The organism is SAR202 cluster bacterium, assembly GCA_016872355.1.
Classification (GTDB): Bacteria; Chloroflexota; Dehalococcoidia; order Lucifugimonadales; family VGZY01; genus VGZY01.
Genome location: VGZY01000089.1, coordinates 1 through 12426 on the forward strand (window position 1 = coordinate 1; position 12426 = coordinate 12426).

At 62.8% G+C, this 12426-nt stretch carries 10 protein-coding genes and 1 riboswitch; of the genes, 5 read left to right on the plus strand and 5 right to left on the minus strand.

Annotation, left to right across the window (positions count from 1 at the left end; translation table 11 throughout):
• The coding region (locus tag FJ319_13365; GenBank protein MBM3935261.1) for an IS5/IS1182 family transposase at nt 1–132 on the minus strand (132 nt) is incomplete at its 3' end.
• Between the two features lie 276 nt (nt 133–408).
• A riboswitch (cobalamin riboswitch) is annotated at nt 409–558 on the minus strand.
• A 216-nt stretch (nt 559–774) separates the two neighbouring features.
• On the opposite strand from FJ319_13365, the gene gyrB reads away from it, so the two are divergent.
• Nucleotides 775–2727: a DNA topoisomerase (ATP-hydrolyzing) subunit B gene (gene gyrB / locus FJ319_13370; protein ID MBM3935262.1), complete on the plus strand. Its 1953-nt coding sequence runs from the start codon at nt 775–777 to the stop codon at nt 2725–2727.
• 363 nt (nt 2728–3090) lie between these two features.
• Here gyrB and FJ319_13375 read toward each other — a convergent pair whose 3' ends face one another.
• Together FJ319_13375 and FJ319_13380 are read right to left on the minus strand one after the other, a co-directional pair.
• Nucleotides 3091–3696, minus strand: coding sequence for an alpha/beta fold hydrolase (locus FJ319_13375; GenBank protein ID MBM3935263.1), 606 nt, complete (start codon nt 3694–3696; stop codon nt 3091–3093).
• Nucleotides 3697–3863: 167 nt separating this feature from the next.
• Entirely contained in the window at nt 3864–4499 is a 636-nt protein-coding gene (locus FJ319_13380) for a DUF998 domain-containing protein (GenBank protein MBM3935264.1), read from the minus strand.
• A 108-nt stretch (nt 4500–4607) separates the two neighbouring features.
• On the opposite strand from FJ319_13380, the gene FJ319_13385 reads away from it, so the two are divergent.
• Entirely contained in the window at nt 4608–6254 is a 1647-nt protein-coding gene (locus FJ319_13385; protein MBM3935265.1) for a hypothetical protein, read from the plus strand.
• Here FJ319_13385 and FJ319_13390 read toward each other — a convergent pair.
• On the minus strand, nt 6251–7273 hold the full coding sequence (locus tag FJ319_13390; GenBank protein MBM3935266.1) for a cysteine synthase family protein: 1023 nt from the start codon (nt 7271–7273) through the stop codon (nt 6251–6253). The two genes, FJ319_13385 and FJ319_13390, sit on opposite strands and share 4 nt — an antisense overlap.
• A gap of 137 nt (nt 7274–7410) precedes the next feature.
• Here FJ319_13390 and ligA point away from each other — a divergent pair, with 137 nt between their 5' ends.
• Nucleotides 7411–9417: an NAD-dependent DNA ligase LigA gene (gene ligA, locus FJ319_13395; protein ID MBM3935267.1), complete on the plus strand. Its 2007-nt coding sequence runs from the start codon at nt 7411–7413 to the stop codon at nt 9415–9417.
• Between the two features lie 22 nt (nt 9418–9439).
• On the opposite strand, the gene FJ319_13400 is transcribed toward ligA, so the two are convergent.
• On the minus strand, nt 9440–9940 hold the full coding sequence (locus tag FJ319_13400) for a hypothetical protein (GenBank protein ID MBM3935268.1): 501 nt from the start codon (nt 9938–9940) through the stop codon (nt 9440–9442).
• A gap of 53 nt (nt 9941–9993) precedes the next feature.
• Here FJ319_13400 and recF point away from each other — a divergent pair, with 53 nt between their 5' ends.
• Nucleotides 9994–11169: a DNA replication/repair protein RecF gene (recF, locus tag FJ319_13405; protein MBM3935269.1), complete on the plus strand. Its 1176-nt coding sequence runs from the start codon at nt 9994–9996 to the stop codon at nt 11167–11169.
• Nucleotides 11170–11528: 359 nt separating this feature from the next.
• On the plus strand, nt 11529–12368 hold the full coding sequence (locus tag FJ319_13410; GenBank protein ID MBM3935270.1) for a hypothetical protein: 840 nt from the start codon (nt 11529–11531) through the stop codon (nt 12366–12368).
• Nucleotides 12369–12426: the final 58 nt, after the last annotated feature.

Genomic DNA, 12426 nt, shown 5'->3' on the forward strand with positions numbered 1-12426 from the left:
GATATCTGACACCAGCTTTCCCATCTTTTCCCAGTCCACAACTTGGGCTATCCTCTCCAATCGCTCGTTACGCCCAACCTGCTCGGGAAGGAACGCTTCGATCATGGACGGGTTTCCCATATTGCGGTGCATGGCTCACTCCATTTTGCTATATCTTCCTCGCACAGGTATGATTATCGCCTCTACCTTGGGTTATGCAAAGGTCTCCTCGGGGAGAGGAGGAAGAGCCCCCAACACATCCACCCAGGTCACCCTCTCTGTCGCCCGGAGCGGCGACATCGCCCCCTGAGGGGGAGAAACAGAGCCTGGAGCGGAGCGGGGGCACAAAAAAGCCCTGCTCCGGGTTTGGGGAAGCAGGGCTAAAGACGGCTGTGTAACCGCTTATGCCAGTACCTTTACCTCGAAGGCCTAACGACAAACGGCTTGGGCAGTCGATCGGACTCGCTCTCGACATGGTCGGAGCCTACCGCTGCGGGACAGTGCCGGACTTTGACCGGCTTCCTCTTTTAAGCCCGGAGGGCAGAACGCCCCCGAGGCACCCTCGCCGATATTCAGTTGTAAACGTTCGCACGCGTGCTCGAACGATGAGACTATAGCACCTTCCGGCCCGCGCTTCAACAGTCCTCGCAGATTGCAAACTATCCACTTTCCGCACCTTGCCGCAATGCCTCCAAGTAGGGGACAATACGTGTGTTATCGTTGAGCAAGTGTTTAAGAATTTGATAAAATACTGGCAGAAATGGAACTCATGGTCCACGATTGCAGGAGTGATTAATGTCGACACCAGACGGAAAGCGCCCAGAGGCCGCCTATACCTCCAGTGACATCCAGGTACTTGAGGGTATGGAGGCGGTCAGGCGCCGCCCAGGCATGTACATCGGCAGCACCGACCAGCGCGGCCTCCACCACCTGATCAAGGAGATAGTGGACAACTCGGTCGACGAGTTCATGGCCGGGTTCTGCACGAAGATCAGGGTTACTATCCACAGCGACGGCAAAGTGGACGTTTTGGATGACGGCCGCGGCATACCCGTGGACAAGCACAAGCAGACCGGCATGTCCGGCGTTGAGACGGTGCTGACGACGCTGCATGCCGGCGGCAAGTTCGGCGGCAAAGCATATACGGTGTCCGGCGGCCTGCACGGCGTGGGCGCGTCCGTCGTCAACGCGCTGTCCACCTGGCTGCGCGCGGAGATATACAGATACGGCAACGTCTATGTCCAGGAATTCAAGCGCGGCCACAAGACGACGGATCTCAAGAACAGCCCGCTGCCTCCCGAAGAGAGGGAGAAGAGGGGCACGCTTATCTCCTTTTATCCCGATCCCGAGATATTCAAGGAGATACAGTACGACTTCAAGGTGCTGGCCCAGAAGTTCAAGGAGTATGCCTACCTGAACAAGGGGCTGGAGATCACTTTCGTAAGCGACTGGATTTCCGACCTGTTCGAGAAGAAGGAGATAGTCTATCACTACGAGGGCGGAATCTCCCAGTTCGTCACAGACCTGAACGAGAACCGCATTGCGCTCCACAAGGACCCGATTTACATGGATAAGGTGGCAGAGGGCGGCACCATCGTTGAGGTTGCGATGCAGTACAACGACAGCTATTCGGAGTCGGTCTACTCCTTTGCGAACTGCATCAACACCATCGACGGCGGGACGCACCTCACAGGCTTCCGCGCGGCGCTGACGCGCGTCATAAACGACTACGCGCGCAAGCAGAAGCTCATGAAGGAATCGGACGCCAACCTGGCGGGCGAGGACGTGCGCGAAGGCCTCAGCGCGGTGATCAGCGTCAAGCTGCCCGAGCCCCAGTTCGAGGGCCAGACGAAGACGAAGCTGGGCAACGCAGAGGTCCGCAACCAGGTGGAGACGGTCGTTGCCGAGAACCTGCTCATCTACCTGGAGGACCACCCGCAGGACTCCAAGCGAATCATCGACAAGTGCCTGACCGCCCAGCGCGCCCGCGAGGCCGCCCGGAAGGCGCGCGAGCTGGTCATCCGCAAGAACGCGATGGACGGCGGCACGTTGCCCGGCAAGCTGGCGGACTGCTCCGACAAGAACCCGGAGAGGTGCGAGCTGTACCTGGTGGAGGGCGACTCCGCCGGCGGCACCGCGAAGATGGGCCGCGACCGCGCTTTTCAGGCCATCCTTCCGCTGCGCGGCAAGATCCTGAACGTGGAGAAGGCGCGAGAGGACAAGATGCTTGCGCACGAGGAGATACGCGCCCTGACCATCGCCATCGGCGCGGGCCTCGGCGAGGACTTCGACCTTGAGAAGTTGCGGTACCACCGCATCATCATCATGACGGACGCGGACGTGGACGGCTCCCACATCCGGACGCTGCTCCTGACCTTCTTCTTCCGGAACATGCACCCGTTGATCACCAACGGGAACCTGTACATCGCGCTCCCGCCGCTGTACAAGATATGGTCCGGCAAGAAGGAGCGGTACGTCTACGTGGAGCAGGAGAAAGAGAAGGCCGTCAAGGAGTTCGTCGGGGTCAAGAACCTCAGCATCCAGCGCTACAAGGGTCTTGGCGAGATGAGTGCCGAGCAGCTCTGGGAGACGACGATGAACCCGGAGAAGCGCACGCTCCTGCAGGTCACCCAGCGCGACCTCGCAGAGTCCGACCAGATATTCTCGCTGCTGATGGGCGACGTCGTCGGCCCTCGCCGCGAGTTCATCGAGCGCCACGCGCTGACGGTCACGAACCTGGACGTGTAGGCAAGGCAGGATACATTGCTTTGGTAGGGGGTCCCGATACATCGGGACCCTCGTTTTTTGCCGGGCGAGAGCCGTGGGCGAATGAATTCGCCGCTGAGTGGCGTGTGTATTGCTTCGCAATTCACATCGCCGGATGTCAGCCTTCGCGGACAACGAAGAATGCCTGGAGCATTGTGGGCCACGCCGGACCGAATCGTCCGCGAAGGCGGACGTTTGGCGTCGTTCATCGCATCGCGATGGACGCGCCCTCAGTGGCGAATTCATTCGCCCACGGCTCATTCGCCCACGGCTCATTCGCCCACTGCGATATTCGCCCACGGCCCCTAGGTCCCCGGTGGCCATTGGCGAATTCATCGCTGGGGTCTACGGCTCTGTCAGAAACGCGGCGATGTGCGGAGCGACCGCGTCCGGGATCTCCGCCGGGCACCGGTGGCCGCCGCCGGGGATGACGACGAGGCGCGCGTTCGGCATCGTCGCCTGCAGGAATTCGCCAACGGGCACGTTGTCCTCGCTCCCCCATATCAGCAGCGTGGGAATGTTGATCGCCCGGAGCCTGTCGCTAAGGTCGATCTTGGCGCTGATGAGCCACTCCGGGACGCCGCCGACGGCGTGCAGCGCGCCGGAGCGCCACTGGTTGGCACGCTTGTGGTCGACGCCCTTGGACGCCCCAGCGAGGACGAGGCGGCGTACGAGCTGAGGGTACTCGATGGCGAAGTACAACGCGGGCAGGCAGCCCATCGACTGGCCGAAGAGGTCGACCGGTATGTCCATGTGCTTCTTCACGGTGGCCATGAGGTCGTCGAACCCGCGGATATTCGGGTCCGGCGGGTTTGTCCCCATGCCGGGCCAGCCCATGAAGACGTTGTCGTAAGTGTTCGGCAGCCTGGCCGCAATCGGCTTCCAGAACTCGCGGTTGCCGGAGTTGCCGGGGAGGTAAACAGCGCGACGGAGGGTGGTATTGGCGGCCATGTGGTTACTCCCGGTTGAAAGTGCACGCAATGTTGCGATGTGCGGCGGACGCTCACCGAAACGCGGCCATTATAGCGGTGTCTCGGCAAGAAAGGGAGCGGCTCGCCGAGTTGTGGCGGTTGCCGCTCATGCCGGGGAGGAAGATGATGCGTGTGCCAGGCATTGAGCTAGCTCCTCTTCGCCCGATCAAGTCTGGCAACATACCTTAAACGAAACGCCGTCGCAATCAGCCACGCCATGAACGTCGCCACGAAGATCCGCTGAGTAAGGCCCGTGAATTCCGTCCCCGACGTAGCCGCAAACGCTACGAAAGCTGTCGCAACGAGCAGCGCAATGGCCATTGAGTAAGGTGCGAACGAGCGCCACCTGCCGTCTTGCCGGAACTTGAGCGACAACAGTATCTGAGCGGGTATAAGGCAGAGACAAGAGAAGACAAAGGCAATGCTGTGCACCGTTCCGGTTGGTGTCGACGGAGCGCCCTCCGCATCTGTGGGAAAAACCATAACAAGTATGATTCCAAATCCAAACAGCGCCAGGAGGACCAATTCCACCTTTGTGGTACTGGATGAGGATAAGCTCCTCCATAGCCCGGTAGCTAAGGCCAGCGTTCCTAATCCCAAGACTAAAAGCGCCGACTGCAGAATATCTCCATTTTCCGCGGTAACGTACTTGCTAATATGCTGTCGTATCGGATCGATCTCAGGGTGCATGAAGTGCAGCGCTAAAATACCGAAGGCATAAGCCGCGAAGCATACAATAGCGGAAGCTGCAAGTTCTGTGTTGCGCATTATGACCGACTTCACTACGTCTTCCGCTGGCGTTTCGGCTAATCATACCCCGACTAACACCGCTGTGGGACGCCGTTTTCGAAAGCCCGGTTTTGCCCTCTCCCAAGTTCGAACCTTCAGACCGTGTACAATGTGCGCACGAGCGCGGCGGTCACGCCCGCCAGGAGATTCACCATGCTGGGGTTCTTCAGCGTAGACCTGACGATAGACGACCAGGGGAAGCCGTGGCTGATCGAGATCAACGGGGCCAAGAGCGGCTTCGACGGCTTCCTCATGGCGTACAGCGACGAGGCGATCATTGACCGCATCGACGCGGCGTTCCGTAAGCACGTGGGCGGGCGCGACGTCTACATGGTCACGAGACTGGTGAACTTCGGCGAGCTTCCGCCCGGATATCTCGACAAGCTGCCGCGCGACTGCCTGCTGCTGCGGAGCATGATGAACGTTCTCCAGATGCTGCCTGAGGGGACCGTGGGCATAGGCTGGGCGCGGACGCGCGCGGACAGGCCGCCTTCCACGCTGGGCGCGGGCTCGTCGCTCGTGGCGCTGTCCGCGAAGTACCCACGCTTCCGCGAGGTGGCGCTGAACGTGGCGGACCCGGGCTATGTTATCCCCCTCGACCACTTCCGGGAGCGCGCCGAGGCGGGCGCCGTCTCGCTGAGGGCGGCGGCCCCGGAGGCGGTCAACGCTACCCGCATCCATGACGGCGACGTGATGTGGCTGCGGTGCCCGAGCCTGGGCTTCGCCGCGCCGCTACCGGACTTCGCGCAGAAGGTGAACCAGGAGTACCCGTACGACGCTATAGCGGACAACAAGCTGTTCACTTACCAGGCGCTTGACCCGCACATGGGAGAGCACATCCCAAGGTCTGTGCCCGTCGGGAACCGGTGCACGGGCTCTCGGTCTGTGCGCGAGTTCCTGTCGCAGGCATGCGACGACATCTTCGTTCGCAAGCCGCTGGCGAGCTCGCAGGCGCGAGGGGTGGAGTTCCTGAACCGCCGGGAGGTGGAGGACTACGCGGCGCGGCTGGAGCGGCTTGAGGCGGCGGACTCGACCGCCGGCGGCAGGCTGCCGCTGGAGCTGAGGGGCGTGGCGGAGTTTATTGAGCAGAACGCGCTGAAGTACGACGTGACATTGCTGAGCGAGCTGAAGCTCTCGAAGCCTGTGCGCTCCAGCCGGTCCGGCCGAGAGCACCACGGCTGCATGAGGGCGCTGGCGATGGTGTCGTCGCGCCCGGACGGCGGCGTGGACGTGGCGTACCTGGGGGCATACTGGCGACTGGCGCGTGTGCCGGCGGACGGCGACGGCCTGTTGTGGGAGCGGTTCGTGGGGAGCCAGTCGCAGGGGGCGCACTGCGAGGCGGTATCGTCGGAGGACGAGAGCACCGCGCGCGAGTTCGTGGACACGGCGCTGAAGGCGTACTGCCGGGCGGCGGAACGGTACCCTGCTGACCGGGAGGGATTCGAGGCGTGGGAGCGCGACTACTGGGTGAGGCGGTACCGGGGGCAGGCGCCGATGTTCGCATCTGGCGCGGGTTGGCCGCTGTTCCAGCAGGAGCTGGACTCGGCGCGGGCATACGGGGAGAGGCTCAAGGCGGATGCCGAGGCGCTGGGCTACCGGCGGACGCCGACGACGTTCCTGAAGGCGTACAACGCATCGCTGGTGAAGGATAAGCCGAAGTCGCGTCTGCGCGTCGACGTTAATGAGCAGGCCTCGCGGCTGGGTCTGCCATACCTGGTCAAGGACGCGGAAAGGATCGTGGTGGGTTAGCGGTCCCACATTTTCGTGCTGAAGTACCGCTCGCCAATGTCGTTGAAGATCGTGACTATCTTGCCTTTGCGGGCCTGGCGTGCGACCTCGTATGCGCCCTGGACGTATGCGCCGGACGACTGGCCTGCGAAGAGCCCCTTGCGAGCGAGCAGCTTCGACATTTCGTAGGATTTCTCCACGTCGCCGTCGAGCATCCTGTCCACGATCGACTCGTCGAAGGTGCTCGGTATGATGTGGCCCTCGCCCAGGTGCTTGAGTCCCTCCACGCCCGGCCACTCCGGCGGGTTGATGCCCACGATGGTGATAGCCGGGTTGTACTCCTTGAGCCTGCGGCCAACGCCGGAGATGGTGCCGCCCGTGCCGACGGCGGCGACGAAGTGGGTGAGGTCCGGGACCTGCCGGATGATCTCCTCCGCCGTTGTGTCGTAGTGCGCCAGCGGGTTGTTCTTGTTGCCGTACTGATCGCAGTGGAAGTAGAGCTGCGGATTGGACTGGTGGCGTCGCTTCACCTCGCGCAGCGCCTCGTCGTAGCCGAGCATCGAGTCCGTGAACACGATGTTCGCGCCGTGCGCGCGTATGCGCTTCTTGCGCTCCTCGCTGGCGTTCTCCGGCATCACGAGCTCCACCTTGTACCCGAGCACCGCGCCTATCATGGCATACGCGATGCCGGCGTTGCCGGAGGTGGCGTCCAGCACCGTCTTCTCCTTTGTAAGCGAGCCGTCCAGGATGGCCTCCACCAGCATGCGAAGGACGGGGCGGTCCTTGATAGAGCCGCCGGGATTGAGGTGCTCGAACTTGGCGTAGATCTCCGCCTGGCCGATTTCGAGGCCGAGATCGAGCCGCGCCGTGGGGGTGTTGCCGATGGCGAGCAGGGGAGGGTATTTGGCTACGAAGTCTCGGAAAGCTTTGGACTGCGGCAAAATGGGCTCTCCTCGGCGCGGCTGGGTCCTGGTAGTCAAAGCGGGCCTTTCGTGGCGTTCATGCTGATTGGATGCGCAATATGTAGTCGCGCGATGCATCGCGCTGGTCCGGTGTGCAAAAGCGCAACTAAGTATATCTGCGGCGCCGTGCTGCGTCCATTATAGGGCGCGGCGGCGATGTCTTATAATGCCATTCTGCGCCTCCGGCGCGAGCGAATGCATGGACGGTGATTCTCATGGCAGACCAGAGGACCGAGCAAAGAGCGGAGGAGCTTCGCAAGGAGCTCAACCGGCACAACTACCTGTACTACATCAAGGACGCGCCGGAGATCAGCGACGCGCAGTACGACGGGCTGTTCAGGGAGCTCAAGGCGATAGAGACGGAGCACCCTGAGCTGCTGACGCCGGACTCTCCTACCCAGCGCGTGGGCGCGCCGCCAGTCTCCGAGTTCGGGCAGGTGCGCCACCCGCTGCCGATGCTCAGCCTGGGCAACGCGTTCGACGACGATGACTTTCGGGCGTGGCACAAGCGCACGGCGGCGATGCTGGAGGTCAAAGAGTTCGACATGGTGTGCGAGCTCAAGTACGACGGCCTGGCGATTGCCCTCACCTACGAGAACGGCGTGTTCGTGCGCGGGGCGACGCGTGGGAACGGCAAGGTAGGGGAAGACATCACCGCGAACCTGCGGACGATAAAGTCGATACCCCTGAGGGTGCAGGGCGACGCGCCGCGCAAGTTCGAGGTGCGCGGCGAGGTGCTCTTCCCGACGTCGAAGTTCCAGAAGCTGAACGAGGAGCGCATTGCGGCGGGGCTAGCGCCGTATGCGCACCCGCGAAATACGGCGGCGGGCTCCGTGCGCCAGCTCGACCCGCGCAACACCGCCGCGAGGCCGCTGGACATGTATATCTATACTCTCGGCTACGCCGAAGACGCCCCCAGGAAGATCGAGGACCAGTGGAGCGCGTTGCAGTACCTCAGGGAGCTCGGGTTCAAGACCAACCCGAATAACAGGCTGGTGAAGACGACGTCGGAGGCTATGGAGTACTACCACGAGTACCTTGGCAAGCTGCAGCAACTCGACTACATGTGCGACGGCGCTGTTATCAAGGTCAACAAGTTCTCGATGCAGCGTCACCTGGGCGTTGTGGGCCGGGAGCCGCGGTGGGCTATCGCGTACAAGTTCCCGGCGACGCAGGCGGTGACTGTGCTGCTGGACATTCGGGTGAACGTGGGCCGCACGGGCACCATCAACCCGTACGCGGTGCTGGAGCCGGTGAACATCAATGGCGTTATCGTGCGGCAGGCGACCATGCACAACGAGGACTACATCAGGAGCAAGGACCTGCGCATCGGCGACCACGTGATGGTGGAGCGGGCGGGGGAGGTGATCCCGCAGGTGGTGGCGATCGTGGCTTCCAAGCGCACCGGCGCAGAGCGCGAGTTCAAAATGCCGGAGCAGTGCCCATCGTGCGGGGAGCCGGTCGCGCGGCCGGAGGGCGAGGCCAAGCATGCGTGCGTCAATTCGCGATGCCCCGCGCAGCTTGTGCGGTTGCTGGAGCACTTCGTCAGCAAGGGCGCTATGGACATCGACGGCCTTGGCATCAAGCAGACGACGGTCTTCCTGGAAAAGGGTCTCATCAAGGACGTAGCCGACCTCTACACGCTCACAAAGGAGAAGCTCATGGAGCTCGACCGGATGGGCGAGAAGAGCGCGACGAACATCGTGAGCGCGATTGCGGCGAGCAAGGACAGGCCGCTCGCCCGCGTGCTCGTGGCGCTCGGCATCGACCACGTTGGGTCGGAAGTGGCTGACCTCCTCTCGCGCCACTTCGGGTCTATGGAGGCGCTGATGGAGGCGAACGAGGACCGGCTGATGGAGATACCGTCCATCGGCCCAAAGATCACGTCGTCGGTCGCCGCGTACTTCCGAAACGATGTTAACCGGCAGGTCGTCGCGAAGCTGCGGGACGCCGGTGTGAAGCTGGAGAACGCGGTCAAGCAGGCGGCCGCCGCGCAGGTGCTGGAGGGGAAGCGGTTCGTCGTCACCGGCCGCCTGGAGAAGTTCAGCCGGAACGAGATAGCTGACAAGATCAAGGAGCTCGGTGGGCAGGTGAGCGGCAGCGTCAGCAAGAAGACGGACTACCTTGTGGCCGGCGAAGAGGCAGGGTCCAAGCTCGACGATGCGAAGGCGCTGGGCGTGAAGGTGATCTCCGAGGCGGACTTCGTTGAGATGATCAAGTAGAGGCTTCGCACTGCGCGCGGGCCTACGGCGCCGGGGTCGGCGTCGGGCGCTGCATTGTGCCGGCGAACTGGAACGCCCGGGCGGCCGTCTGGTAGACGTATAGCGAGCCGTTCGCTTCCACAACGATCCTGAAGCCTGGGACTGTGGCGGTCGAATTAGTCCCGGTGAGGGTGGACTCGTTCCACTCCGCGCGCTCTACGGCGTAGATGCGGACTGACTTGGGTGAGGCGGACAGCTGGCCGCCGAGCTCCGCACGGACTCGCAGGTACTGGAGGAAGTAGTCGTTGATCGGTATCCCCGCGGGCTGGCCGGCTACAAAGCAAGAGTCTATGCTGCCGGCGGCGGGGCATAGCTCGGGGTCGGAGTAGTCGATCACGAATCCCTCCGGGAAGTCCGAGGGTGCGGGCGTAGCCGTGGACGACGGCGGGGCGTTGCCTCCGCGGTCCAATACCAGGGCCGCCGTCACCACCACCGCCACCGCGGCGAGGACACCGGCGGCCGGCAGCAGCCACCTCTTTGACATCAGCGCGCCTCCGCGAAAGAATAAATGGGTAATAGCCCCGCGAGGATGACCCTATCTATATTAGCCACCTCAGCCTGTGGAATATACGCAATTACGAGCGGCTCCAGCTAGATTTTGGGCCGGGAATAGTCCTGTTTCAAGGGGAGAACGGCCAGGGAAAGAGCAACCTCCTGGAAGCCATGTATATGCTCGCCATCGCCCGGTCGTCGCGGGCGAGCACGGATAGGGAGATGGTGCGGCGCCAGTCGGTGGGAACAGATGCGCAGGCGCAGATTTCGGCCGTTGCCCACCGCGAGGGCGGCAAGGTGAAGGTCCAGATGGACTTCAGCGTCTCCACGGCCGCAGCCGGCCCGGAGGACAGCCCGCAAGGCGTCTACACGCAGAAGTACGTGCGCGTGAACGGCCTACCGCGCCGCAGCGCGGACCTGGTGGGCGAGATCAACGCCGTGATGTTTACGGCGCAGGACCTGGACCTGGTGTACGGGTCGCCCAGCACCCGCCGGCGTTACCTGGACATCCTTATATCGCAGGCGGACCCCAGGTACCTGAAGGCGCTGCAGCGGTACCAGAAGGTGCTGGTGCAGCGGAACTTCCTGCTCAAGCGGATGCGCGACCGCCGGGCGCAGACGGGCGAGATGGACTTCTGGGATGGGGAGCTCGTGACGAGCGGCAGCTACCTTGTGACGAAGCGTGCCGAGACGCTGCTCGGATTGGGGCGGATAGCATTCGGGCTGAACACTGCCCTCGCCGGCGAAGGCGGGGCGGCCCTGGAAGCGCAGTACGCGCCCAGTTTCCCGGTCGGGAGAGGCGAGATGGAGGCAGCGGCGGAATTCAGGGCCGCGCTGGAGTCGTCCCGCCCGAAAGAGCTAGCTGCCGGCATGACGATGGCGGGACCGCACAGGGACGATGTCCGCCTGCTGCTGGGCGGCATGGACGCCGGGCAGTATGCATCGCGCGGACAGGTGCGGGTGCTGGTCCTGGCGATGAAGCTGGCTGAGGCGCAGTACCTGAAGGAGCAGCGCCGCCAGGAGCCTATTTTGCTGCTGGACGACGTGCTGTCGGAGCTGGACGCCCGGCGCAGGGCGCACGTGCTGGATATGGCCGCAGGCTTCCAGCAGTCGTTCATCACCACCGCCGACCCGGAGATGATACCGGAGAAGTACACGGCGCGTGCGCAGGCGTACGTGGTAAGGAAGGGCGTTGTGGAGAGGAGTGAAGGCGTGGCTTAGAGTCCGGACAGACAAGGCATGCAATGTCCCGCGGCACGGGCGATCATGACTGCCGGGGTGCTTGTCGAAGACGCTTGAGTCACCTTTTCGTAGAGGCGGGTCTGAGACCACTCGTTCCAACTAATTCCATTTCCGAGTTTGCGAATCTCGGCCTTACGGACTAAAGGGCCGTGTTCCCTGAGCCCAGCCCGTTGGGCTGGGCTCAGGGAACACGCTCCTTCAGAGCGTTAGGGCCAGGACACCGGACAAGGCATAAATCAAGACTCGGAAAATCGAATTAGTTGGAGCAGGTGGGTCTCAGACCCGCCCCTACCGAGAATCTGTGGGCGCACGGATAGATGTAATTTTCGGAGGCTTATTTGGTCCTGATCGAGGGCAACGGCCACATGCTCGACGGTACATCGCTGCTTCCTCTAGATGAGGCGGTGGAGAGGGCTGCCGAGATGGTGCTTGAGGCGGAGTACGTGGTCGCGCTATGCGGGGCGGGCGTGTCGGTGGAAAGCGGGGTGCCGAGCTTCTGGGGGCCGGACGGCCTGTGGGGGAAGCTGGGCGCGCCCAGCCTGAAGGGCTACCGGATGTTCCTGGACGACCCCGTCTCCTGGTGGCGGCAGCAAGTGGACAGGGCGGCCGATCCCGCTCGCACGGCTTTCCGCGACGCAATCGAGCGGGCTCTGCCCAACCCGGGCCATATCGCCATAGCGGAGATGGAGCGAATGGGGGTGTTGCGGTACACGATTACTCAGAACGTAGATGGGCTGCACCAGGCGGTGGGCGGCGCGAACGTAATCGAGATCCACGGCAACCGCAAGAAGATCAGGTGCATCGGATGCGAGCGCAGGTGGCCGCGCGACGAGTTCCACACAGACGACATGCCGCCGAGGTGCCCGGACTGCAATGCGCTGGTCAAGACAGACACCGTTATGTTTGGCGAACCGGTGCCCAGAATGGTGCTCGACAGGTGCTATGAGGAGGTCGAGCGCTGCGACCTCTTACTCTCCATCGGCACATCTGCAAAGGTCTTCCCTGCGGCCAACCTGCCTAATCGGGTCCTGGCTGCAGGCGGGGCGGCCATCGAAATAAATACGGCCGCCACCAGGCTCTCTCCGCGCGCCGGACTAGTTTTGAGGGGATGTCAATGCTCAATGACTTTGTCAGTCTTACTGCTCAGTGATTTTGTCAGTACGACTGGTTTTGGTTGAATCAGTCTCGATCTCCAAGGGTGATCTTGAGCCGGCTTTCGATCCTTGGGCGAGGAGA